The sequence below is a fragment of the Shewanella sp. SACH genome (genome assembly GCF_001887095.2).
GTDB lineage: Bacteria > Pseudomonadota > Gammaproteobacteria > Enterobacterales > Shewanellaceae > Shewanella > Shewanella baltica.
The window spans coordinates 122,234-147,887 of sequence record NZ_MPDG02000005.1 but is presented as its reverse complement, the minus strand read 5'-3'; the positions used below and the strand labels follow the sequence as shown (position 1 = coordinate 147,887).

Below are 25,654 nucleotides of genomic sequence, written 5' to 3'. Positions count from 1 at the left end.
TTAATAACAAGCAGTAACGTAACTTGAGCTTCTACTGTGGGTATGTGTGACGCTGCAACAGTGGCATTTAGGTCGTTACATTTAGTGTTCGCGGCAAAATAACAGCAATAACCGCAGCACAATAAAAGGAGTTTTTATGCATACCGACATCAACGCGTTATTTGCCGCCCTGTGGCAAGACTATATTCAAATGACCCCTTCTGCGGCAAAAGTGCACGCGCTGCTGGGCCATGGTAAGCCAATCATCAACGATCATATCGCCCTGCGTACTTTCAACATCGCTAAGGTAAATTTGGATGTGCTCGCTAAACATTTCACTTCGTTAGGTTATGTTGCTTTCGGTGATTATAAGTTTGAACAGAAAAAGCTGATCGCTAAGCATTTTGAACACCCTGACTCGACTCAGCCTAAAGTGTTTATCTCTGAGCTATTAGTTGAAGAATTTAGCCCAGCGCTACAAGAGACCATTCAAGGCTTAATCGCCCAAGTGGATGTAGCGGCGACAACGGCGGACAACTTTATTTACTCAGGTCGCCATTGGTCTTTAGATTCTAAAACCTATCAGGATTTATTAACTGAGAGCGAATATGCGGCTTGGGTAGCGGCTTTTGGTTATCGCGCTAACCATTTCACTGTGTCTATCAATCACCTCGACGGTTTTGAAACCTTAGAGTCAGTGAATGATGCACTGAAGCAAGCGGGTTTTGTGCTCAATGGTTCAGGTGGCGAGATCAAAGGTTCGCCAGAAGTGTTGTTAGAGCAATCGTCGACTATGGCAGATAAGATTGGCCTTGAATTCACCGATGCGACAGTGGAAATCCCAAGTTGTTTCTATGAGTTTGCGCTGCGTTATCCTATGGCCAATGGTGAGCTGTATACTGGCTTTGTGGCTGCGTCTGCCGACAAGATTTTTGAAAGTACGAACGTGAATAAAGCCTAACGTCATCAGACATTAAGCATAAAAAACGCCATCAATTCGATGGCGTTTTTTTATGAGTATTTTAAAGAGAGCATTTAACGCTGAGCATGTTAAGCGAGACTAACTGAAGGTCAGTTCGATCCTCAGTCCACCTAAGCGAGTGCTGTGGCTAAACTTAAGCCCAATCTCATATTGTTCGGCAATTTCCTTCACTATCGACAAGCCTAAGCCGTGACCCATGACAGACTCATCTAATCGAGTGCCCCTTTGGGTGAGCTTATCGAGTTCATCATCGGCAACCCCAGGACCATCATCATCGATACAAAGGCAGAGACGCTCCTGTTGGCGTGATAGCTGAATACTGACTCGGCTCTGGGCCCATTTAAAGGCGTTGTCTAGCAGGTTGCCTAAGAGCTCCATGCCATCTTCCCTGTGGATCGGCAGCCTGAGAATATTAGGGTCGAGTTCGAAATCACATTCGATGGTTTTATTACGGTGAACCTTGTTTAAGGTGTTGGCTAGGCTGTGTAAATCCCTTGGGATCACCAATTGCGCTGCAGGAAGCATATCGCCTGTGATCCTTGCCGCCGCCAGTTTGCGCTCGACCATCTTGTGGATAGAATCCAGCTGTTGCTGCAAGGCAATGGCGGTTTCGGGATCTTTAAGACCAAGGGCTTCGACCTGTTGCTGCATCACGGCCAGCGGGGTTTTAAGCCCATGGCTTAAGTTACCTAAGTTATTGCGGCTACGCTCAATTTGCTTGGCGGTGTACTCAAGTAACTCGTTGTAAGTCTTCGCTAGTGGTTGTACTTCTGGGGGAATATTATTTAGCTCCAGCGCGTTAATTTCGCCTTCTCTTAGCCGCGAAAGCGCATGCTGAATATGCTTAACTGGCTTAAAGGATTGGCGCAGGATGAGGAAGATCCCCGCGATCATAGCCACTAACATCGCCAGATTAATCCCAAGCTTAGTGCCATAGACTTCGCTAAACACCCGTCTACCGATACTCAAATCTTGGGCAACGGTTAAGGTGGCACTTACATTGGCGCTACTGGAATTTAATCCCAGTGATAACAGCTGCATATCGTTATTTTTTGGCCCTTTAGCTTGCCAGACACGGGTTTTATTCGGCGCGAGTGGCTCGATATCTAACTGCATATCCCACAGGGAGCGCGAGCGAATGACTTCATTAGGCAGGTTAAGCTGGAAATAACGGCCTGAATAGGCGGGCTTGTAGAAACTGGAAAGCTGGCTTTGATCTATGCTGATGTCCCCATCGTGGATATGGGTTGCCAACATAATATGTTCGAGATCTTCTTCTAAGCGATTGATAATAGAGTCATGGAAGGCCTGACGCAGCATGGACTCAAACAAGATGAGCCCAATGACTGTGCCTATTACCAGTAAGCCCGTTAACCATAAACTGAGCTTAGTGCGGATCGAGATCATTCAATAATGCCGTGGAAGATATAGCCTTGGCCGCGACGGGTTTCGATAGCGGTTTTGCCTAATTTTTTACGTAAGTGGGTCACATAAACTTCGACCACATTACTCTCTTTTTCATCGTCAAACTGATACAGCTTATCTGTGAGCTGTGTCTTAGATAACAGCTTCTTAGGCGACATCAGGAAGATTTTTAACAGTCTGAATTCCATCGCCGTCAGTTCAAACAATTGGTCTGCCACTTTCACCGTTTGCTCGGCTTCGTCTAAGATCACGCCGCCATAGCTCAATTGCTTGCTAGAAGTGTTTAAACGACCATGGGCACGGTGGATAAGGGCTTGAATACGGGCCAATAATTCCTGTGCGTGGAAAGGTTTACCTAAGTAATCGTCGGCGCCAGCATTAAAGCCTTCGACTTTTTCATGCCACTGGCTGCGTGCTGTCAGCATGATGACTGGAGTGCTGATCCCTTGATTACGCCAGCCTTCGAGCAGTTCGAGGCCGTTGCCGTCGGGTAAGCCGATATCTAAGATCACGCAATCGTATTGGGTTTCTTTGATCAGATAATCGGCTTCAAGCGCTTTGTCTGTAATATCGGTCACATAGCCAGCGAGTTTGAGTTGTTTCTCCAGCTCGGTGACTAGCATTGGGTTATCTTCAACGAGTAACAGTTTCATGTTTTCGACATTCGCTCGGTAATGCTATGGAGTGATCGGCTTGGCCATTGGTTGCATCAATACTGAGATTGACGATTTGGCCACGCTGAACTTTGATTTGCAAATCATAGCGCCATTTATGATCTTCTTGATAGAGATGAGCATCAATTAGTTCACCTTGGCAAAACTGATTAACTACGGCGAGTGTACCGTTTAAGGACAGTATTTGCCCAGAGTTGACGAGTGCCTTGGCTTGATAGTGTTCTAATTCAATAGGTTCGGCATTCAACTGCATTGGATGCGCCAGCGTGAACAGGCTGAAAAAACAGATTAAAAACAGCCGTTTCATTTGAGCTCTCCAATAAAAAATGGCCTAGAATTTATTCTAGGCCACTTTAATAAGGCAGGCTTAAATCAAGCTGAAGACTAACTTAACGGGTACCGTATACCACGATGGTCTTACCATGAGCTTGGATCAAATTCTGTTCTTCTAACATCTTCAAGATACGACCCACAGTTTCCCGTGAACAGCCAACGATTTGGCCTATCTCTTGACGAGTGATCTTAATCTGCATGCCATCAGGATGCGTCATAGCATCAGGCTGTTTCGCCAGATGTAACAGCGTTTGGGCAATGCGGCCAGCCACGTCTAAGAATGCGAGGTTACCCACTTTCTGGCTGGTGCTTTGAAGGCGATAGGCCATTTGCGCAGACAGCTTCATCAGAATTTCAGGGTTAACTTGAATTAACTGTCTGAATTTCTTATATGAAATCTCAGCGATTTCACAAGCTTGCTTAGCGCGAACCCATGCAGTACGTTCGGCTTGTTCTTCAAACAAACCTAGTTCACCGATAAAGTCACCTTGATTCAGATAAGAAAGGATCATCTCCTTACCTTCTTCATCTTTAATCAATACCGCTACAGAACCTTTTACTATGTAATAAAGAGTATCTGAATCTTCACCAGCATGAATAAGAGTGCTCTTTGCAGGGTACTTATGAATGTGACAGTGTGATAAAAACCATTCCAAAGTTGGATCAGGTTTTGGCTTACCAATCAGAGCCATGTTGGTGTTCCTCGATTGATTAAAACGAAAGTAAGAGTATTCTAAATAAGCATTTTACGTCAATTAAACTAACAAAAACTTGATGGAAGTCTTACTTTAGAATAAGTGAATAAATGCAATTAACCATCTAAAATTAGAGCTTATTTTGCTACTTTAGTGATTTAAGTCAACTAAATCGGCGTGAAACTCGCTGGATTCACTTAACTCTGTCGAGTTAATCACATCTTACCAGTCTAATTAAGCCGTTTTATTATAGATTATGGATAAAACAGGTCCCTAAATTACAGTATAAGATGTTTCACTTTTTAAATTCGGCGCTTATTTGCTACAACGTCCCCCATTATCCTGAGGTTTGTGTGTATTTAGGCTCGACTTATGGGGTTAATTCTGGCTAACTTTGTGGGCAGTCGCTTTTAAGAGAGGTAAGCAAGTGAAATACAGATTATGGGTTTTAGGTGCAGGTTTAAGCTTAACGATTGGGCTGAGCTCTGCGGCGCACGCATTTTCTATCCCGCAGCCTGCTGCCGAACTCGCAGCCAGTAAGTTTGTGCACATTCAGGTGACGGCAGAGCAAGGTGACGCCGATGCCCAATTTTTGCTGGGATTAATGTATCTTTCTGGCCGTTTTGTGGCGCAAGAAGTGCCCTCTGGTTTGCACTGGATATCCCTTGCCGCTGAGCAGCAACATGAAAAAGCCCAGCAAACCTTAGCTGACCTGTCTTTTGAAGGCCAATTGATCAAGCGTGACTTATCCGTGGCCGAGCATTGGTATCGAGCCTTGAGTGAGCAGGGCAGTCGTTGGGCACAATTCCGTTTAGGCTTTATTTATGCTTCTGGCGGCGATGGCGTGCAACGTAACTGTGGTAAAGCGGTCGAGCAATTTTCCCAAGTGGGTGATGATATTGCCTTAGGTAATGTGGCGTGGATTTTAGCGACTTGCCCCGAAGCTGAGTATCGCGATGGTAATAAAGCGGTCGAGTTATCCTTAAAGTTGCTCAAAGTGAATGAAAACGACCCGACAAATTTAGATAATCTGGCGGCGGCTTATGCCGAAGTCGGCGATTTTGGTGCGGCAATTTCGACGCAGCAAAAAGCAATTGAAGCGTTAAAGATGAGCGCCGAAATGACTAAGACAGATGAATTTATGCAGCGTTTACAAACCTACGAGCAAAAGCGTGCGTATCGCGAAACCTTACGTTTACTCGAATAAGGCATTGTTTATTGGATCGGTTTAATTAAGCTCTATTGGTTTATTCATGTGTTAATTGATGCATAGATTTATAAGTTGAAAATAAAGCCTGAGTTAATACTCGGGCTTTTTTGTTTTTGATCCACGCTAATCGAGCGTCCAAGAATGTAGGATGTGATATTCCACACCCGTGCTTGTGCTTTTTGAATGATATAAATGCAAACATTCGGGCGTTAACGTTAGCGTATTCATGTCCTTGAGTTGCAATAACGCCGACTCATTTAGCGTCCATTCTTTAGCCTTCCTAAATAAACTGATGTGCGGGCAAAAGTGGTGTTCACTGCTATGCAATTGCAGGCGGCCTGCGATTGCTTGCGTCTGCTTAGCTAATTGCGCTAATGGCGGCTCAACGTCATTGCCTTTCAAGCAACAAACTTGGGCATTGGGCCATAAGTCGAGCTGGTTAAGTTGAACGCTGAATCTAGGCTTAGCTAAGCAGTCAATCGCATCAAGGAGGGCGATGCGTTGCTCGTCGTCAACTTGCCCTAAAAAGCAGAGCGTTAAATGCATATTACTGACGCTAACCGCTTTCGCCTCAGGATTGAGGTGACAAATTAGCTGCTGTTGTACATCACTCAGCCTTGTCATTTGTGCAGCGGTAGGCGCGAAGCCGAGAAATAGCCTTTGTTGCATCTGATTATCGTCCTTTGTGGCGTTCAACACGGATTATCTCTGGGAACACTTTGACGTTTAGCGTCTTTGAGCGTTAATCTAGTTGTTGAATTTATCGGCTAATTTGCGACTCAAGCAGACGTTTAATTTACTGTGAGCCTATACTCAATATACGTCGATAATACCTTAAATGGATTTTTAGGTAAGGAAGTCACTTTTCATGTTAGTAGGTTTAGCAAATCCACTCCAACAGGCCTTGGTGAGTATTTTTAGTGAGTCTCCGCTAGAAACCTTAGAGCAAAATGTTGACCGAGCACTTGAGACCATCACATTGCAGCTGCATTGTGACGGGGTATTTGTATTAACCGGCAGCCAGTCTCTGGATCGTTTACGCACGCGTAATTTGTATCTAAAACCCCAATTTGCCAAAGGCCAACAAACGCGAGTCTGGCCCTTGGCACGCATGCCATTTTTTCGCTCCCTTGTCCGCACCCCGCGACTATTAAATCTGCCCGATGTGAATACCTTGCCCGCCGATGCACAGGCCGAGCGAGCCCTATTAAGGGACTGGGACGTGAAGAGTCTATTGGTATTGCCACCTGTGGTATTTGGCGAAACGCGTATCGCGCTTGGCGCGGTGAATTGCTCCGAGTGTTGCGAATGGAGCGAAGAGTTTATAAGTGAGTTTAACCACGCCGCTGTGATGATTGGCTCGGCGATGGAACTGACGCGTATCGCCCTGAGCATGCTCGCCAGTGAGCATAAATACTGTGAAGTCTTCAATCAGTTACCCTTAGCCTGCGCCTTATTAGATAAATATAATCAATTGACTATGCTCAATAAAGTCGCCCTGCAAACGCTGCCAATCCAACATGGTTATGATTTATTCGACATGGTGCGTGAGGAAGAACATGCCATGTTAACCGATACCTTGCATGTGGTACGTGAAGGCGTACTTGGTCAGGCTTGGTGTGAATTACCGTTGAAATCTATCCATCAATCGGCTTGGTTGAAACTCAGTTTTAGCCAGATCAGTGGCGATAAAGATACCTTAGTCATGATTGCCGAAGATGTCAGCGAGAAGTATCGCCTAGCCGATGAGCTGTCGTTCCATGCCAATTATGATGCGCTCACAGGATTGCCCAATCGGTTGCATTTCGAAGCCCTATTAGAAAACCTGCTGCACGCCCACGACGATATGCCCATTTGCGTGGCGTTTCTCGATTTAGACCAATTCCAAGTCATCAACAATATTAGTGGCCATCAGGCGGGCGATAAGCTGCTTTGCCAAGTGGCATTACGCTTAAAACAGCTCGTGCGTAAGGGCGATATCGTCGCCCGTTTAGGTGGCGATGAGTTTGGTATCTTGATGCATTACTGCAATGTGGACTCGGCAAAACAAATAGCTAAACGTATCTGTACCCAATTGGCTAACCATGAATTTATTTGGGAAGGTCGCAGCCACAATGTCAGTGTCAGCATGGGGATTGCTAAACTCGATAAAAAAGCCGCCGACATTTATACCGTGATGAGTCAGGCCGATGCTGCTTGTCGCTTGGCGAAGGATCAAGGCCGTAATGGCTGGCATTTATACAGTGCGAGCGATCCTAAAATGAACCGTCTTTATACCGAGATGATGGCGTCGGTGGACATAGTCGGCGCACTGGCGTTAAACCAATTTGAGCTTTATTTTCAAAGCATAGTGCCATTAAACCGTGAGGAGTCAGGTCTGCATTTAGAGATCTTACTGCGCATGGTGCAGGCCAACGGCACTATCGTGTCTCCAGCCATTTTCTTGCCCGCCGCCGAGCGATATAACTTAGCTTCTAAGGTCGACTTGTGGGTGATCGATAACTTGCTCAAGTGGGGCGGTTGCCATTTAGATATCTGGCAGCAATTGGATCTCGTGTCGGTGAATTTGTCGGCGACTTCTTTGGGTGACTTTGAGTTTATGAACTGGCTAGAAATGCGTTTGATGGCCGAACCTGAGCTGGTGGACAAGCTTTGCATCGAGATCACTGAAACCGCGGCCGTGAGTCAGCTCGAGCAAGCGACAAAGTTACTCGATATACTGCGCCCGCTCAATTGCAAGTTAGCCCTCGATGACTTTGGGGCGGGCTTTTCTAGCTTCGCCTACCTTAAGCGCCTCAATGTGGACTTTGTGAAAGTGGATGGTCAGTTTGTAGTGAACATCTGCGAAGACAGTGCGGATCAGGCGATCGTTAAATCGATTTGCCAACTCGGCCAAGACATGGGCTTTGATGTGGTTGCCGAATTTGTCGAATCCCAAGATATTGGCCGGAAACTGCAAACCCTTGGCGTCGACTATGCCCAAGGTTACGCCATCAATAAACCGATACGGTTAGCTGAGCTAACGTCAGGGCTCAGCCGACCTTGGCTCGAAAAACGTGAGACCTTTGCGGCCTATCCACAACTCTAGTGTTTGGTACACTTATCTACCGAGCCGGATTATGTTGCAGTGAAATGGTACTCACCGTCGATTGTTAGTACACTGACGGCCTGTGTTGGCCGCTGATGTCTTTTTCTTGAACTCTCTACCTATTCATAGCTTATTAGCACCGCTGCGTGCGGCTTTTTCTCGTCACGCTCAAGTGATCCTCGAGGCTCCGACAGGTGCGGGTAAATCTACCGCATTACCTTTGGCTATGTTGGATTGGCCAGAAATCAGCGGACGCATTTTAATGCTCGAACCGCGGCGTGTCGCTGCGCGCAGTGTGGCGCAATATATTGCCCATTGTCGCCAGCAAAAGGTGGGGCAAGAAGTGGGCTATCGCGTGCGCGGTGAAGCTAAAGTCAGCGCCAATACCCGCTTAGAGATTGTCACCGAAGGCATACTCACGCGGATGATCCAGCAAGATCCCGAATTAACTGGGATTGGAATGATCATCTTCGATGAGATCCATGAACGCCACCTCACTACCGATTTAGGCCTTGCCTTAGCGCTCGAAGTGCAAGCCTCACTGCGGGACGATTTAAAGATATTGGCCATGTCGGCAACCTTATCTGGCCTTGCATTAGGCGAACTGATGCCAGAGGCCGTGACCTTGCACAGTGAAGGCCGCAGTTTTCCCGTTGAGGTTGAATATCGCCCTGTGCCGACGCAGCAGCATTGGATCGATCATCTTGGCCGCTGCGTACTCGATCTGGTCTCGGCCAGTAGTGCCAACGTTGATAAAACGGCTAGCAATAAAGCCGTGCTCGTTTTCTTACCTGGAAAAGGCGAAATCTCACGACTGCAGCAGTTTCTGCGTGAGCGCTTAGCCCAAGATGCCTTTCTGATTTGCCCCCTTTATGGTGAGCTTTCGGGTGCTGACCAAGATAGCGCGATTGCGGCAACTACAGATGGCAGGCGTAAAATCGTGCTAGCGACTAACGTGGCGGAATCGAGCTTAACTATTGAAGGTATAGGTTTTGTCATCGACAGCGGCTATAAACGTCAGGCCAGTTTTAACCCTAAAACCGGCGTTACTCGCTTAGGCTTAAAACGCATTAGCCAAGCTTCGGCAACTCAGCGCAGTGGCCGCGCCGGACGTTTATCAGCGGGTGTGTGCGTGCGTTTGTGGAGCCAAGAAGAACATGGCCGCATGCTCAGAGCCGATGAACCCGAGATCAGCCAAGCGGATCTGGTGGCTATGGCCCACGATTGTGCTTACTGGGGCGCAAAATCCTTCAGCGACTTGATGTTGTTAACGCCACCACCGAGTGTGAATGAGGCGCTAGCGTGGAAATTATTGCAGCGCTTAGGCATGGTCGATGGTGACAATAAACTCACTCCCCACGGTAAAGTGGCCTACGAGCTAGGGTGTCACCCCAGACTGGCCCATATGTTATTGGGCGCGAAAAGCTTAAGTGCGAAGAGCTTGAGTACGAAAAGTTTAGGCGTAAACAATGTTAATGAGCAAACTGGGCAACTGGGCAGTTTGGCCTGTTTGTTGTCGGGGATTGTAGAGGCGCGCGGTTTGCCTAAAAAGGGCGCCGATATCATGAATTATCTGCACTTTGCCTGTCAGGGGCAAGCGGGACAGCAGGCAAAACAGTGGCAGAAAAAGCTCGGATTAACTGCCGATTTAGTGAGGGTCGCAACCCATGCTCACCACAGTGATGTGGGATTATTACTGGCGTTGGCGTATCCGGACCGTATCGCCAAAGCTCGCGGTGTTGAGGGCTATCAATTAGCCAATGGCACTGGCGTCGTGCTGGCAGCTGAAGATGCCTTGTCGCAAACGCCTTGGATGGTGGTGGCGGATTTCCAAGAAACCGAAGGCCGAAACGCCGGACGGATTTATTTGGCGAGTCAGTTTCAGCCGAGCTTGTTCGATAGTGAGCTAAAAGACTTGCTGGAAATCCACGAGATCTGTGGTTGGGATGAAGGCAAAGGCCGAGTGATTGCCGAGCGCCAATACAAGGTCGGACAAATTTTAGTGAAAACCGAGACGATTGCTAAGCCAGAACGCAAGCAAATTGTCGCGGCCTTACTGGGTTATATTCGCCAGCAAGGATTACAAATTCTCAATTGGAACGCTAACTTAGAGCAGTTTCAATACAGACTCAAACTTGCTACTGAGTTTGATGCGAGCAGCGACTGGCCCAATGTTGATGACGAGACTTTATTAGCGAGCCTAGAAACTTGGCTGGCGCCTTACCTCGAAAATGTGAATAATCTGCCGCAATTAGTTAAGCTCGATTGCTTTGGTTTTGTGGCAAACTGTTTGAGCTGGCAGCAGAAACAGCGACTGGACGAGTTATTGCCAACCTCTTGGCCGTTAGTTACCGGCACCTCTGCGCCAATCGTATACGATGAGTCTGGGCGTGCGCTGCTGCGGGTGCGTCTGCAAGAAACCTTTGGCATGGCGCAGAGCCCTATGCTGGCGCAGGGCAAGCTAAAGGTGACGATGGAATTACTTTCTCCCGCCCAGCGTCCATTGGCTTTGACGGCGGATTTAGCCAGTTTCTGGCAGGGACCTTATGTGGAAGTGAAAAAGGAAATGCGCGGCCGATATCCAAAACATCTGTGGCCGGACGATCCTGTGAATACACTACCGACAAAATTTACCAAGAAGAAAACCTTGGGTTTAGCTCAGCCATAGCGCAGTGGCGCTGGTTTTTAAATCGCGTGATAACACGCCTTGATTTGCACCACGCTTGTTATTGTGGCTGATGTCTTTAAATGCATGAATGATGAAGTAGATATGACGACTAAGACGACAAAAAAAACACCCGCTTCCCGTAGGGCCAACAATGGCCGCGGTTTATTTCGACGAATGTGGTCAATCACTTGGAAATTAGGCTTAGCCGGATTAGCTGTAGTGACGTTCTACAGCATTTATCTCGATCAAATTATTGCGCAAAAATTTGAAGGCCAAAAATGGCACTTGCCCGCGCAGGTGTTTAGCCGTTCTATGGCGCTGTATCCCGGCGCGGCGGTCAGTCATCCGCAAATGATGGCTGAGCTTAAGTTGCTCGGCTATCGCAAAGTCGCGAATCCACGCCAAGTGGGAGAGTTTTCGGCATCGAGCACTCGTATCGAATTGTGGCGTCGACCGTTCTTGCATCCTGAAGGCGATCAAGTCGAACAAAGAGTCATGATCAGCTTCGACAGCAATGGCGTCAGTTCGGTCACCCGAGTGTCGGACAAACGCCAGCTTGCCGTATTCCATCTTGAGCCTGTGTTGCTCGATCGCATTATTACTGGCGACGGTGAAGACAGGCTGTTTGTGCCGACCGAAGAAATGCCTAAGTCGATTGTGCAGGCGTTACTGCTGGTGGAAGACCGCAGCTTTTACGAACACCATGGGGTAAATCCCTTCGCGATTGCACGCGCCGCGTTTGTAAACATTAGCGCCGGTCGCACAGTGCAAGGTGGCTCAACGTTAACCCAGCAGTTAGCGAAAAACTTTTTCCTATCCAGTGAGCGTTCTTTACTGCGTAAGGTGCGCGAAGCCTTGATGGCAGTGATTATCGATTTTCGTTACAGCAAGGACGAAATCCTCGAAGCCTATCTTAACGAAGTGTATATGGGGCAGGATAAATCCCGCGCCGTTCATGGTATGGGTTTGGCATCGCGTTTCTATTTCGGCCGTCCTATCAGTGAGTTGACTATCGCCCAGCAGGCATTTTTAGTGGCTGCGATTAAGGGACCGTCTTACTACAATCCATGGCGATATCCGGATCGCATTCAAGAGCGTCGCGATCTGGTATTGCGTTTACTCATGGATGCAGGCGATTTAACCACGGCAGAGTACAAGGCGGCGGTAGAGTCACCTCTGGCGATCCGTAATCTTAATAAGCCAGCACACCAGAAATTACCTTCTTTCTTCGCCCTGGTAAAACAGGAAGTGAACGAGCGTTATGGCGATGCGTTACTGAAGCAATCTGGGGTAAAAATCTATACCACGCTCGATCCTATGGCCCAAGAAGCCGCCGAAATTGCGGTGACTCAAACCCTTAAGAGCCTAGATAAGAGCAACAAGTCATTGCAGGTAGGCATGGTGGTGACCGACAAATACACGGGCGGTATCGCGGCAATGGTCGGCGATAAAACCCCTGGATTTGATGGCTTTAACCGTGCGGTTGAAATTCGTCGTCCGATTGGCTCGTTAATTAAGCCCTTTGTGTACGCCACGGCACTGGCACCCAATAGCCAATTTACCTTAGCGACTCCCCTTAAAGATCAGCCTATTACCTTAAAGAGTGAGCAAGGTAAGACATGGTCACCGCAAAACTTCGATAAGAAGTTCAGCGGCCAAGTGCCTTTGTTAACGGCGCTGAAAAAGTCGATGAACGTCCCGACAGTAAATCTAGGGATTGCGGTGGGCGTGGATGCCGTCGCGACAACTTTGGCTAAGTCGGGCTGGCATGAGCCGTTAAACGAGTATCCTTCTATGTTACTTGGCGCCGTCAATGGCTCGCCATTAATGGTGGCGCAGGTGTACCAAACCTTAGCCGATAGCGGGGTTTACCGTAAATTAACCACAGTGACGGCTGTATTGGATGCAGATAAAAATCCATTGCCCGTGACGCGATTGCCTAAAGAGCAGGCCATCTCACCCGATACTGACTTTTTGATCCAGTACGCTATGCAGCAAGTGGTCAATACGGGTACCGCCACGCGCTTAGGCAATGCCTTCCCAGGCGTTGGGCTGGCGGGTAAAACAGGTACAAGTAACGATAGCCGCGACTCTTGGTTTGCGGGCTTTGATGAGCGTAATGTCGCCGCTATTTGGGTGGGGCGTGATGATAACGGTAAAACCAGCTTGTATGGCAGCAGTGGCGCCATGGCCGTGTATCTTGCCTTCTTGAAGGAACGTCCACCCATTAGTTTGCGTTCTATCCAAGTGAATGGCGTCGTGAAGGGCTTTTTTGACCGAGATACCGGCGTGGCGAAGGAATCGGATTGCAGCAATGTTGATGCGCTTCCGGCATTAACCGCGACTTATCGTCCGGTGAATAATTGCGGCGAGCCTTTGCAATGGTGGCAGAAAATACTCGGCCAATAGGCTTGATAATCGACCAATCACGTACTTGTACGTTGAATATAAAATCTTAAGTAGTAGAACCTATGCGAATGGAAATGGCGTTATCGAGAGTACAGGCGTGACGCCATCTTCCCTTAGCCTAGGTCGTTAACCCAAAGTGAGAAATAACATGTTTAAAACCGCTGCCGCCGTGCATATTTTAGTGAAACACAAAGAGCAGGCTGATGATATCGTTAAGCAGCTGAATAATGGCGCTAATTTTGCGGTACTCGCCAAGCGTTTTTCCTCTTGCCCTTCGGCCAAAAAAGGCGGTGATTTAGGCGAGTTTAAAAAAGGCCAAATGGTGCCACAGTTTGATAAAGTGGCTTTTTCGGGCGAGTTATTAGTGCCGCACATAGTCAAAACTAAGTTTGGCTGGCATGTGGTTAAAGTGCTGTATCGCACTTAATACCGCAGCAATAAGCCCTTATGTAGCGCGTCTTAGGCGAACGTTATTTTCGGCTAATCAAATGGATTGGAATATTAAGGAGCGATGAGCATGACCTTTAGTTTTAATACCGAAGATGCGAGCCAAGTTTGCGTGGGGGCATTTGCGCTGGCGGTGCCCGTGGCGTTTTCAGAGGAAGCCTGGCATCTCGGCGAAACCTTGCCCGTGCTCAATCTCGCCATGCTCTTTAGTTTATCGTTGTTATTTCTAGGGGTTTTTACTTATCACAGTGTGTTCCAGCAAAATATTAGTGCCCGAGTCCCTGTGTTTATTTTCCGCATCGTGGTGGCGTATTTGCTCACCGCACTGGTGGTTTTCCTCGTCCTGCTGTGCCTCGATAAAGTGCCATTTTTTGAAGATCCGCTGACCTCGATCAAACGGATCATCGTCATCACTATGCCAGCCTCTATGGGCGCCATTGTTGTGGATAGCTTTGATAAGGAATAATGCACCTTAGCCAAACCTCATGACTTTTGTCACTGGTGGATTAGGGTTATTTTGCGCATACTCATTCCTATACTCTGACTCTGATTAATGTCTAGAGTCGAAATAAGCCTGAGTTTTTAGCCTGATAACGATAACGCCAATAGATAAAGGAAATGACTATGAATACCGGAGCCCTCGCTTTACTTATCCCGATACTCGCCATTGTTGGCGGATATGTGGTGGCGATTATGAAAATCCGCGACAAGCAAGGTGTGTCGAGCCGTGAACAAGAGGCCGAAAATCAAGCCTTGCGGGCCGAGTTAGCTACTTTGCGTCAGCGTGTCGAAGTGCTAGAGCAGCTAGTCACTGACGATAGTTTTCAATTGAAGCGTGAATTTAAACAAGTCTAACTATTTGTTCCTTGTTCAATGGAAGGCGCTAGCCTGTTAACCTAAGTTAATACCCTTGTAATTTGTTTGGCTTTACAAATGTGGGCATGGTGTTACTTTGTACATCTTCCGTGGGATCAAGTCATCGGGTGAGTTAAATACCTAATTTAAGGTAGACTCGTGATAATTTTGTTATCCATCCCTGTATTGAGTTATTACAAATAGAGTTTATATGTTTCTAGCGCCTTATTTTTCCGAGCAAAATCAAGCCATTTCCGTATCCGCACAACAAGCCAGCGACTTCGCGAAGAAAATTGCGCAGGACTTTAATCCCATACACAATGTGGGCGCAAAACGCTTTTGCGTGCCGGGAGATTTACTGTTTGCCATAGTATTGACTCAATATGGCCTGAGTCAGAGCATGAAATTTAGCTTTGCGGGTATGGTGGGCGCGAGTGTCGAACTGCAATTCCCGGAACAAGTGAGCGAGAGTTTTTCAATTCGCGATGGCCGCGAAAAAACCTATCTTAATGTGAGCCGTCAAGGCGATGTAAGTTGTTGCGATGCGCAGACAGAATCCTTTATTCGTCAATATGTTGCTTTCTCTGGGCATAATTTTATCGATATCCTGATCCCTTTGATGAAACAACATCAAGTGATGATCAACCCAGACCGACCTTTAGTGATTTACGAAAGCATGTCGTTTGATTTAACCACCCTCGATTTTGTGCAAGTGACCTTATCACTCGTTGACCAAGATTTAAAAATCGACGGTAAACGTGGCGATGTGACACTGCACTTTGAATTACACAGTGGCGATACTTTAGTCGGCACAGGTATCAAAACCTTAGTAATGAGTGGTTTACGCCCTTACGACGAGGCGCTGGCGCAGCAAATGTGCGCCACCTATGAAGGTAGTAAAACTGATTATTGATTGACGGAACAATCACGTGGCGTTTTTGTCTGCAGATAAAGCGCCATGCAATCCTTGATAGCGCGATGAAATGCGAGGGGATTAATGACCGTTGATTGAAAGTTGTGAGACGATTTGTGAGACGTTTTCTGCCCCGTTGCGTATTTCTCCCATCACCAAAGTTACCTCGGCTAACTGTTGTTTCCCTTCCTGTGCGATACCTTCAACTTCGTTCATCATGTCTGTTGCACTTGTGGTGAGCTGGGTATTTTTAGTGACTACGGCGGCAATTTCACTGGTTGATTTACTGGTTCTGGAAGCGAGCTGCCTCACTTCATCGGCGACAACCGCAAAACCTCGGCCTTGTTCACCCGCACGCGCTGCCTCAATCGCGGCATTTAATGCCAGCAAATTGGTTTGATCGGCAATCGAGCTAATCGTCGCGACTATGGCTTGAATACTTTGGGATTGCTCATTCAGTTGAGTAATCGCCTGAGTCGTTTTATGGGTTTGCTCAGCAATAGCATTGGAGGTATTGACGGTCGCATTAAGCAACTTAACGCCTTGTTCCGCTTGCTCAACGGTGCGTTGCGATGTGGTGAGCGCAATATTTGCGGCTTCACGCACAGCGTGGCTTTGCTCTATCCGCTTGCTGATATCACTGGCGAACTTAACAACTTTAACGACCTTTCCATGTTCATCCATAATGGGATTGTAAGCCGCCTCTAGCCAAATTGAGTCGCCATAGGCATTTTTGCGCTCAAATAGCCCTTTGCTATAACGACCTTGCTTAAGCTCGTCCCAAAAGTGAGGATTTTGTCGATAAAATTCATCGAAACAGAAAATTCTATGATGTTTGCCCAAGAGCTGTTCTTTGCTGTATCCCATTGTTTTTAAAAAGTTGGCATTTGCCTTCAGGATAGTGCCATCTGGGGTAAATTCAATAATGGCTTGGGAGCGATTTAGGGCATCAAAGATGGCGGCTTGATCGTCAAGCTGTTGCTTATCTTGGGTAATTTCAGAAGCTGTTTTCATTATCTTGACGACTTTTCCCGCCTGTTTTACTGGAAAGTAAGTCGCCCTCAGCCAGATTTCTTGGCCATTTTTATTCACTCGCGCGAAATTCCCCTCCTGCGGATGACCGGCTTTTAAATTACTCCAAAATTGTTGGTAGGCAGGAGAATTAGCATAGGTCGCTGAGCAAAACAGCTTATGGTGTTGGCCAACAACTTCATTAAGTGAATAACCGACTACTTTTAAAAACAAGGCATTCGCATCGAGCACTTTTCCTTCAGGCGTAAATTCTACCGTGGCAATACTTTGCTTAATGGCGTCGATGACCGACTCCGCTTCTTGGCGCTTGTTTTCGCTCACTTCTAGGCTTTTACGTAATGAAGAATTGAACACTGAGATACTCCTGATGAGCTTAACTGACTCAAAAACCGCTGGTCTTTATTGAAAGCTCGATATAACGAGCTGGATATACAGATAAATATAGCTGTGATTTTAATATGTGGTTTATTTCTATGAAACACGTGATCGGGATCTATATACCTAAATTGAGCAAAAGAAGATCACTTTTCTTTGGTTTTAGCTCGACTAGGCTTTGGTTTTAGCCCGACCAGACGTAGCGGCAGAGCGGATAACGAATTTTAGCATGCGATTCGGGTTAGTTAGGTTGAATGAATGCCATAGAAAAAGCTGCCAAAGGGCAGCTTCTTAAGCGTTATCTATGCTCGGCGGTTAGCTTAGTTTTTCAATCTTAGCGGGTAGGCCTTGTCTTGCCGAGGCGCCACTTGCCCAGTCTACCAGCGGATAGCGGCCGTGACGACTGGGATCGAACAGATTTAAGTCGTTCATGTTGATCCCGACTCGGATCAGCGGATTGGCGACGATTTTAATCTCGTCAATCACAGTGTCCCGCGCGCCGAGTTCTTTATGGCCATAACCGTGTTCGATAGCGATGCAGTCTGGGTGCACTCCGGCAACACATTCCACTAAAGCGATCACGCTGCCGTTAGGCGTGCTGATTTTTACCGTGTCGCCCGTGCTGATCCCAAGGCGAGTGGCGGTTTTCTCGTTCAGCCGCACCGGATTATTAGGGTGCACTTGGCGTAAACGATCCGAGCCAATACTCATAGAACTCATGGTATGGGACTTGTAGCTGCTGATCAGTAATGGCCACTGTGATTTATCAAACGCCTTATCGAGCGGCGTGCCATCGGCCAAGGCGGGTTGATATAAGCGCGGACAACCACTCATAAATTCCCCTGTTAGGCTGTTGCGGCGACTGCCGACGTCGGGATTCCACAGCATCATAGGTTTAGGCCAGACTTTACTCGGATTCCCCATGTCATCGCGTGCACCGCGCATTTCTTCAAAACGGCCGCCGCGAGCAAATAAGTAACTGACTTTTTTGACTTCATCTGGCTTGAGTCTAGCGTTGAGCTCACTTTGAATGCGGCTTACACCGCTAAGATACATGTCCTCGGCGTTGATATCGGCGACGGCTTTACCTAAATAGGCCACGTTGGCGGCGCCGTAAAGTGAGTAATCCGCTGCGCGCGTTAACGGGTGTAAGCTGCCATCGGCGGCCTTAACGGCATTTTCGCCAAAGCCTGGTAATTGCAGCTTCATCGCCACTTGGCTCAAGAAAGACTCCATGCACACCACGTCACCACTGGCCATTTTCGCGACTCTTGGCTCGACAATCGGCCAACGACCTGTGGCAACTTTGGTTAGTGTGCCTTGCCATGCTGAGGTCCAGCCCCAAGACTCGTACGTTAAGGTGTCGGGCACTATGTAATCCGACAGCGCCGAGGTTTCGTTGATGAAGCTGTCGATGCTAATAAACAGCGGTAGCACTTTAGGATCTTTCAGTTGCTCACCAATGGCTTCCCCTAAACCCGCTTGACCATAAATCGGATTACCCATGTGGTTAATCCATGCTTTGAGTCGATAGGGATAACCGTGCACCGCTGCGGTTAAATGTTCGCCCAATAAGGGCGATGAAATCGGAAACCAAGGCTCTTTAGCGGGATAAGGCGATTCGCCCGCTTCGACTTTACGGCGATACTCTGAGGTTTTCTCGTAGGGGAATTTAGAGCGCGATAGGAATACGCCCTTAGGTTCGACCATGCCGTCAAACTCCTGCAGATTATACCTTGGACCTTTACCAAAGGCGGGGAAGGAACCGCCGGAGGCTAATGCACCGCCCTTTAAATTGATGTTACCTATCATAGCGTTGAGCATCATGATCGCCCACGCGCTATAGAAACCATTGGCGCTCATTGTGCCGCCGTGGGAGATTACTGCGGCCTTAGTGCCATGGCTGGTAAATTTATCCGCGAGGGCAATAATCTGCGCTTCGCTGATATCGCACTCCTTGGCATAGTGTGCCATCTCGAAGCTATGCGCCGCTTCACTTAACAATTGGAAACTAGATTTAACCGCAATCATTCCCTTAGGTGTGTCGACGTTTTGGTTAACTTCGAGCTTGGCTTTCTGACTTTGGCTCGCCAAAACTATCTTGTCACTCGCGGCATCGACAACCAACTGCGAGTCCTGCTCGCCATAGGCTTTGCCGTCGAAAGGTAAGCCAAGATCGCTGGCAAAGAGATATTGGCCATATCTTGGATGGGTGGGCTCGCTGATTATCAAGAAGCCTGCGTTACTGAAGCCACGGTAACCTGATGCTTTTGCGGCATCGACATTGGGCGCACTCAAAAAATCGGCGGCATAGCGCTGGTTATCGATAATCCAGCGCAACATGCCCATGGCGAGGGCCGAGTCGGTGGCGGGGCGGATCGGCAGCCAAGTATTGTTACCCGCGCAAGGTTGATTCGAGGTATTGGGCAACATGGGCGACACCACCACATAACTGAAATTGCTGTTATTCACCCGCGCGTTTGCCAGTTGTCTCGCTTGGCGTTTAAAGGGATTGCCCGATTGCTGCGGCGAGGTGCCGATAAAGAGTAAAAATTCGCTATGGTCCCAATCGGGCTTCAAGTGGGCGTATTTTTTCAAATCATCCAATAAAGCGCCTGCACCAGCGCGGTAGGTAAACCCGCAATAGGCACCATGGTTGGCAAAGTTTCGCGTGCCAAAGCTGTTGAAGGTAAAACGTTTGATAATGGCATCGCGGCCTTCATCGGAGGCGTTCGAGACCAGTAACTGGTTGGCCTTAGGGCCGTATTCCGGATTATTGGCATCGAGCGGCGTGGCGATATCTCGAATCGCTCTTAAGCCTTCAACTTGGCCTCCACCAAATAAATCACCGCCTTCGACAACTTCATTCAGCAACTGCTCAAAGCTAATGCTCTGCCATTGGCCACTGCCGCGCTTACCCACGCGCTTAAGACATTGGGTAACACGATGCGGGCTATCCAATTGTTCTAACATGGCATTACCACGAGCGCAGGCGGTGGAACGCCCCTGTAGACCTTGTTCTTGAAAGGCGCTTAGCCCGACAAATGCAGTTTTGATTGGCGTATCGAAATCGATATGTTCGCGCGATGACAGTGGATGATAAGGATTACCGCTGATGCGGATGATCTTATCGGTTTTTTGATCGATACGAGCGCGCACGCCGCATTTGGTCCAGCAACCTAAGCACATAGTATTGGCGACGCGCTGATCGTCATTGCTGATCAGCTGACCTGACTGTAAATCGACTTTATATTCAGGTGCTAAAGAATTGCCATGCAGCGGATCTTGGGTCGATTTCCCCGAGGTACCATTGACGACACCTTTGCCCATTTGCGCTAACGTATGACTATAACCCGCGGTAAATAATCCCACACCACCCGTGACAGCGGCCCCTTTGATAAAACGACGTTTACTCTTATCCATGATGGACTCCTTCATTCTGTAAACTAATTGGGTGCTCAGCGAGCAAGCTTTGCCGCAGGCGTGTGGCGAATAAGTTCGGAGACCAGCGCCATTAATGCCAGCCAGAGACCGAAGGTGCCGGCTATGCCTAATAGTCCTTCGGGTCCCCAAGGCAGTTGATAGAGGTAAGTCCCTGCGCCGTATTTAGGATCGGTTTGCGCTTGGATGAGAACTATCCAGCGAAATCCCCACGCGAGATGAATGGCCGTGAGGCTGACGACGATCATAGCCACATTGGGTAAGTGACGAATGGCGAGCATCAGTGCCAGCACGGCGAGTGTGACTAGCACCCAAATCGCAGCCAGTTGCCAACTTGGGCTGGTTTCAAGCAATAACGCGGCTTCAGGGGCCGAGCCCTTATCGAATAACGCCCAGCCGATAAGGCACAGGGCGAATAGACCAAAGCTGGCTCTTACCCAGAGTAATAGGCTGTCTTGGGTGCGCTGTTGGTAGCCTTTTAATAGTCGATTCAATACCGCCAAAGTGCCGCAGGCGGCGAGCAGGGCGCTCATCGCCATCAAAGGTGGTAGCCAATAGGTATGCCACAGTGGCCGCGCTTTAATGGCCATGGTTTCCATGCCAGTGTAGAGGGCAATACTGCAGGCACTCAGGGCCGTGATGAGTGCGATCGGCTTGATGAATTTGTCACTGTTCCAATCACCGAATCTCAGTAATTGACCTATTTTACTCACCCAATCTGAGTCAGGGTTCGTGGTGCGCTTAGGCAAATATTGGCGCAATAGCAGCCAAGCAAATAGCGCGCTGCTGCCCGAAAATATCGGCAGTAAAAAGGCGCCATACCACATCCACGAATCGGGGCGAACTTGCGCATAGAAATGCCAAGCCCGCAGCGGTTGGTGTAAATCGGCGAGTAAGGCGATAGGGGCGACTATGCCTGCGGTTAACATTAAACAGGCGCAGAGCTTCAGTAATCTGTCATCGGGTTTCGCGTGACTAAACAAGTGTATTGTCGCCACCCACACACTGGCATAGGCCAGACCCATCATAAAAAAGTATTGCACCGCCCAAGGTAGCCAAGTAATGGCGATATCTGGGGTAAAGATTTCTTTAATGACCATGGTGGATCTCCTCGCCAGTATCGGTAAGTAAGGTTCTTACGGGGGCTTGGCCGCTAATCTTGTCCACAAAGGCACTGCTCATGCCGATGTAGAACACCCGCGGTGAAGTGTTGGCCGTGGGTTTGAGTACCTTTATATCGGTTTTATTGGTGGCGAGCAGTTGGCTTATCTGGCTGTGGGGATCGTTAAGATCGCCAATCACACGGGCTTCTCCCACACAGGTTTCGACGCAGGCGGGCAGTAATCCCGCATCCAACCTATGGGCGCAGAAGGTACATTTGTCGGCGGTATTAGTATCGTGGTTGATAAAGCGGGCATCGTAAGGACAGGCTTGCACGCAATAGCCACAGCCAACGCACCATTCATTATTGACGACCACTATGCCGTCCTTGCGCTGGAAGGTCGCGCCCGTAGGACAAACGGGAATGCAGGGCGGGTTTTCGCAGTGATTACACAACCTTGGCAACATCAAAAAGGCGGGCGGCGTGGTATCTTCCTGCTGCGAGACTTCATACTGCTGCACTGTGGTACGAAATTGCCCTAGGGGCGGTTGATTCTCGATAGTGCAAGCGACGGTACAGGCTTGGCAGCCCACGCAGCGGCGTAGATCGATCACCATGCCGTAACGTTTACCCACTTGGCCTTCGCTGGCACTGTGCACTTGAGGGCTGCGCTTATCATCTTGTGCATACACTTGCACCACAGGGATCAGTGCGGCGCCAACACTGACGCTGGCCATTTTGCCGAGAAACTGACGTTTACTCTTGTCCATACAGATTTCCTTCACTCTTGCAGATGGCGAATAAACTGGCTCATAGACCTAGCGTTAAGGTTTATGGCGAGGTTTAGAGGCATTCTGTAAAAGGCGAGGCGGCATAACTATAGTGGTTTTCCACATATCAGGCGTGGGTTTGATCTAGCGCAACAAATATCCGTTAGAATAGCCTTCAAAATGATAGGGTTTTATTGTTTACGGCTTTTAAACTTAAGTTTGGCCTGCTTCCAATTTGAATTGGATCTGCTTTTAACTGGATTTGAGCTTGAGCTTGAGTTGAATTTGAGTGATTGGGGATAAAGGATTGCACTTCACGTTATTTAGGATGATGAAAACAGTGTTTAGCTCAGGGATGTCGCTCAAGCGGCCGTTATCGATTCAGGGGCAAATTGCACCTAAGGTGACAACACGAATGATTTTAAGGATGACACTAGCCGCGGCGTTAGCGTACTTGCTCGCTTCGGCAAATGTGTTTGCCGCCGAGCCGCAGAATCAAAGCGCGCCTTCGGATGTAATGGACGCAGAGGTTGTTGCGCCAGTCGCTACCGAAGAGCCCGGTTATCAAGTGGTCGATGTGGGCGTGTTAGCCATCCGCGGTTATAAGGCGACGATTAACCGCTGGCAGCCGTTAATGGGTTGGCTCGAAACCCAAATTCCCAACAGTTACTTTAGGTTACATCCTCTCTCCCTTGATGAGCTCGCTAAGGGCGTTGAAACCCAAGGGCTCGATTTTGTGATCACCAACCCAGGGCAATCCGTGTTGCTGGCGCGGCAATATTCTCTCACTTGGTTGGCAACCCTGCGTAGCCCGTTAAATAATGGCGCGGCGATGCAAGTGGGTTCGGCGCTGGTGGTGCGCGCCGATTCACCCTATCAGACTTTAACTGATCTCAAGGGACGTCGACTCGGTATAGTGTCGAAAAATGCCTTCGGCGGTTACTTGACCTTAGTGTACGAAGCGCAGCTAAAGGGCATAGATTTGCCTCGCTTTGTGGGTGAGATCATTCCGCTGGGATTCCCGCTAGATAATCTGTTGTATCAGTTAGATGATCAAAAAAGTGGTAATGATGCGGCGAAAGACAGTCGACTGGATGCGGCTGTAGTGCCTGTGTGTCAGCTTGAGCAGATGCAGGCAGAAGGGCTGATTAATATCGGCCATTATCGGGTGCTCGATAACCAAACTCCGGTGGGATTTCATTGCCAAGTCTCGACTCGTCTCTATCCCAACTGGTCCATGGCGAAGACCAATCGCGCCTCGCAATCTCTAGCTAAAAGCGTGACCCAAGCGCTGCTGGCACTGCCCGAAGATCACCTCGCCGCTAAGACGGCCGATTCTGCGGGTTGGACCACGGCCGTGAGTCAGCTGGCGATCGATCAGTTACTTAAAGATCTCGACATGCATCCCCTGCAAACACCTTGGTGGCAAAGGGCGTGGCAGTGGGTCAAGTTACATCAACAATGGGCTTGGTTTGTGCTGGCGATTCTGGTGCTGCTCAATGCGTACCATTTCTGGTTGGAGTATCGCTTTAGCCGTCGCGGCCGCGAGTTGATTAACACTCAGCGCCAGCTCAATGAAAACCGCGCGCTACTGGAACATGCCCAGCGCATTGCGATTGCTGGCGAACTTGGCGCGAGTCTCTCCCACGAACTGAATCAACCTTTGGCGGCGATTGGCCATTATTGTCATGGCGCCGAAGTGCGATTACAGCGGGGTACTAGCCCTGAGGAACTGCAATCAGTATTGACGCTTATCCAGCAGGAAGTCACGCGAGCCGACAGCATTATCAGCCGCTTACGCAACCTGTTGAAGAAACGGCCTGTATCGAAACAAGCTTTGTATTTGCATGAGTTGGTCAATGAGACTGTGCCGCTGCTCGCCTATGAGTTTGAACAACATCAAATCAATCTTGCCGTGAATGTGAGCGGCGAACCCTATTTACAGTCCCTCGATGAAGTCGGCATGCAGCAGTTGCTGCTTAACCTGCTGAAAAACGCCGCCGATGCCTGTGTTCAGCGGCTAGAGCTTGAATCCAGTGGCACCGAACAGATCATCACGCAAAAACCATACACGCCGACGATCGATATCGATCTTCGCTACCAAGAATGCACGCTCTTGCTGACAGTCACGGATAATGGCACGGGTTTAACCGAAGCCGCCAGCCTGCTTATGCAAGCCTTTTATTCCACTAAATCAGAGGGATTAGGTTTAGGCTTAGTGATTTGCCGTGATATTGCCGAGAGCCATGGCGGGACGTTTAGCCTAGAAAGCGCTATGGGTGGCGGTTGCCAAGCGCAGGTGGCTATACCGCGTAAACCTGAATCTAATGGAGCACTTTAATGAGTCTTGCGTTACCTGTGTATTTAATCGATGACGATGACTCAGTGCGTCGTTCTTTGCGTTTTATGCTCGAAAGTTATGGCCTTAAGATCACCGACTTTGATAGCGCCGAAGCCTTTTTTACCACAGTTGACTTAACTCTGCCGGGTTGTGCGCTGGTCGATGTGCGTATGCCAGGCTTGAGCGGCCCGCAGTTGCATCTCGAATTAGTCGCCAAAAATAGTCCGTTAGCTGTGATTTATTTGACCGGCCATGGCGATGTGCCTATGGCAGTAGAAGCGCTCAAACTCGGTGCGGTGGATTTTTTCCAAAAGCCCGCCGATGGCGCAAAGTTAGCCGAAGCGGTCGTCAAAGCGTTGGAACATGCTAAAACGCATTATCAAGACAATCAGTATCTTGAGACTTATCAAGCGCTCACGCCAAGGGAGCGGGAGATACTCAACCTGATTGCCCAAGGCCTGAAGAACCAAGAGATTGCCGATAGCCTCTGTATTGCCATGCGCACGGTCGAGATCCACCGCGCCAATTTGATGAAAGGCATGCAAGTGGGATCGCTGGCGGAAATGATGCTGATTTATAGCCGGATCGCTGATCGCCTGCGCCTTGAAGATAACCGCTAAAATTTACCTTTTACTGCGCTAATTGCCGCTTTGTTAGCCGCCTATTTTTGCTAAGTTGTCGTATCATTGGCGGTTAGTATTGGCTTTGCTAGTAGCTTAGTTCTGGGCGTAAAGAAGAGCTTAGTTCTGGGCCCAATTCTGGGCGTAAAGATTGTGAGCCATGGCATTAGTGCAGCGCCGCTTAATTGCCAATACACCGCGATTGCCTTATTTTAGGGGCACTATTTTTAGGTCATGATTTTAAAATCACTTTTTACAGTGCTTTTTTAAGGTCTGTGGCCCTCTTGGATTGTTT

20 protein-coding genes are annotated in these 25,654 nt (G+C 48.5%); 11 read left to right on the top strand and 9 right to left on the bottom strand.

The window, feature by feature from the left end; translation table 11 throughout:
- Positions 1-136 precede the first annotated feature (136 nt).
- Complete coding sequence (locus BM607_RS17460; RefSeq protein WP_071939970.1) at positions 137-940, top strand: DUF1338 domain-containing protein; 804 nt, start codon at positions 137-139, stop codon at positions 938-940.
- Positions 941-1,039: 99 nt separating this feature from the next.
- On the opposite strand, the gene BM607_RS17455 is transcribed toward BM607_RS17460, so the two are convergent.
- From BM607_RS17455 to crp, 4 genes are all read right to left on the bottom strand, one after another.
- On the bottom strand, positions 1,040-2,368 hold the full coding sequence (locus tag BM607_RS17455; protein WP_071939969.1) for an ATP-binding protein: 1,329 nt from the start codon (positions 2,366-2,368) through the stop codon (positions 1,040-1,042).
- Positions 2,365-3,039, bottom strand: coding sequence for a response regulator transcription factor (locus tag BM607_RS17450; protein WP_006080080.1), 675 nt, complete (start codon positions 3,037-3,039; stop codon positions 2,365-2,367). The genes BM607_RS17455 and BM607_RS17450 overlap by 4 nt, the downstream gene beginning before the upstream one ends.
- A complete protein-coding gene (locus BM607_RS17445; protein WP_006080081.1) occupies positions 3,020-3,367 on the bottom strand; it encodes a hypothetical protein in 348 nt (115 codons plus the stop codon). The genes BM607_RS17450 and BM607_RS17445 overlap by 20 nt, the downstream gene beginning before the upstream one ends.
- Positions 3,368-3,449: 82 nt before the next feature.
- Positions 3,450-4,085, bottom strand: coding sequence for a cAMP-activated global transcriptional regulator CRP (gene crp, locus BM607_RS17440; RefSeq protein ID WP_006080082.1), 636 nt, complete (start codon positions 4,083-4,085; stop codon positions 3,450-3,452).
- A 430-nt stretch (positions 4,086-4,515) separates the two neighbouring features.
- Here crp and BM607_RS17435 point away from each other — a divergent pair, with 430 nt between their 5' ends.
- On the top strand, positions 4,516-5,295 hold the full coding sequence (locus BM607_RS17435; protein WP_071940049.1) for a tetratricopeptide repeat protein: 780 nt from the start codon (positions 4,516-4,518) through the stop codon (positions 5,293-5,295).
- Positions 5,296-5,421: 126 nt separating this feature from the next.
- On the opposite strand, the gene thpR is transcribed toward BM607_RS17435, so the two are convergent.
- Positions 5,422-5,967 carry an RNA 2',3'-cyclic phosphodiesterase gene (gene thpR, locus BM607_RS17430; protein ID WP_071939968.1) on the bottom strand — a complete coding sequence of 182 codons (546 nt, stop codon included), beginning with the start codon at positions 5,965-5,967 and terminating at the stop codon, positions 5,422-5,424.
- A 199-nt stretch (positions 5,968-6,166) separates the two neighbouring features.
- On the opposite strand from thpR, the gene BM607_RS17425 reads away from it, so the two are divergent.
- From BM607_RS17425 to BM607_RS17395, 7 genes are all read left to right on the top strand, one after another.
- On the top strand, positions 6,167-8,386 hold the full coding sequence (locus BM607_RS17425) for an EAL domain-containing protein (protein ID WP_071939967.1): 2,220 nt from the start codon (positions 6,167-6,169) through the stop codon (positions 8,384-8,386).
- A gap of 82 nt (positions 8,387-8,468) precedes the next feature.
- Complete coding sequence (hrpB, locus tag BM607_RS17420; RefSeq protein ID WP_071939966.1) at positions 8,469-11,054, top strand: ATP-dependent helicase HrpB; 2,586 nt, start codon at positions 8,469-8,471, stop codon at positions 11,052-11,054.
- A gap of 84 nt (positions 11,055-11,138) precedes the next feature.
- Positions 11,139-13,463, top strand: coding sequence for a penicillin-binding protein 1B (gene mrcB / locus BM607_RS17415; RefSeq protein ID WP_071939965.1), 2,325 nt, complete (start codon positions 11,139-11,141; stop codon positions 13,461-13,463).
- Between the two features lie 148 nt (positions 13,464-13,611).
- Entirely contained in the window at positions 13,612-13,890 is a 279-nt protein-coding gene (locus BM607_RS17410) for a peptidylprolyl isomerase (protein ID WP_071939964.1), read from the top strand.
- 90 nt (positions 13,891-13,980) lie between these two features.
- Positions 13,981-14,376 carry a DUF2391 family protein gene (locus BM607_RS17405; RefSeq protein ID WP_006080091.1) on the top strand — a complete coding sequence of 132 codons (396 nt, stop codon included), beginning with the start codon at positions 13,981-13,983 and terminating at the stop codon, positions 14,374-14,376.
- A gap of 158 nt (positions 14,377-14,534) precedes the next feature.
- Positions 14,535-14,765 carry a hypothetical protein gene (locus BM607_RS17400; RefSeq protein WP_006080092.1) on the top strand — a complete coding sequence of 77 codons (231 nt, stop codon included), beginning with the start codon at positions 14,535-14,537 and terminating at the stop codon, positions 14,763-14,765.
- A gap of 211 nt (positions 14,766-14,976) precedes the next feature.
- Positions 14,977-15,678, top strand: a complete 702-nt coding sequence (locus tag BM607_RS17395; protein WP_006084189.1) for a DUF3581 domain-containing protein — start codon at positions 14,977-14,979, stop codon at positions 15,676-15,678.
- Between the two features lie 81 nt (positions 15,679-15,759).
- On the opposite strand, the gene BM607_RS17390 is transcribed toward BM607_RS17395, so the two are convergent.
- From BM607_RS17390 to dsrO, 4 genes are all read right to left on the bottom strand, one after another.
- A complete protein-coding gene (locus tag BM607_RS17390) occupies positions 15,760-17,064 on the bottom strand; it encodes a PAS domain-containing methyl-accepting chemotaxis protein (RefSeq protein WP_071939963.1) in 1,305 nt (434 codons plus the stop codon).
- Between the two features lie 336 nt (positions 17,065-17,400).
- Positions 17,401-20,508 carry a tetrathionate reductase subunit A gene (locus tag BM607_RS17385; protein ID WP_071939962.1) on the bottom strand — a complete coding sequence of 1,036 codons (3,108 nt, stop codon included), beginning with the start codon at positions 20,506-20,508 and terminating at the stop codon, positions 17,401-17,403.
- Between the two features lie 35 nt (positions 20,509-20,543).
- Positions 20,544-21,626 carry an NrfD/PsrC family molybdoenzyme membrane anchor subunit gene (gene nrfD / locus BM607_RS17380; protein ID WP_071939961.1) on the bottom strand — a complete coding sequence of 361 codons (1,083 nt, stop codon included), beginning with the start codon at positions 21,624-21,626 and terminating at the stop codon, positions 20,544-20,546.
- Positions 21,616-22,398 carry a sulfate reduction electron transfer complex DsrMKJOP subunit DsrO gene (gene dsrO, locus BM607_RS17375; protein ID WP_012090239.1) on the bottom strand — a complete coding sequence of 261 codons (783 nt, stop codon included), beginning with the start codon at positions 22,396-22,398 and terminating at the stop codon, positions 21,616-21,618. Before dsrO ends, nrfD begins: the two co-directional genes overlap by 11 nt.
- A gap of 415 nt (positions 22,399-22,813) precedes the next feature.
- Here dsrO and BM607_RS17370 point away from each other — a divergent pair, with 415 nt between their 5' ends.
- Both BM607_RS17370 and BM607_RS17365 read left to right on the top strand, forming a co-directional pair.
- Positions 22,814-24,739 (top strand): PhnD/SsuA/transferrin family substrate-binding protein, encoded by a 1,926-nt coding sequence (locus BM607_RS17370; RefSeq protein ID WP_249269610.1) that lies wholly within the window; start codon positions 22,814-22,816, stop codon positions 24,737-24,739.
- Complete coding sequence (locus BM607_RS17365; protein WP_071939959.1) at positions 24,739-25,359, top strand: response regulator; 621 nt, start codon at positions 24,739-24,741, stop codon at positions 25,357-25,359. The genes BM607_RS17370 and BM607_RS17365 overlap by 1 nt, the downstream gene beginning before the upstream one ends.
- Positions 25,360-25,654 lie beyond the last annotated feature (295 nt).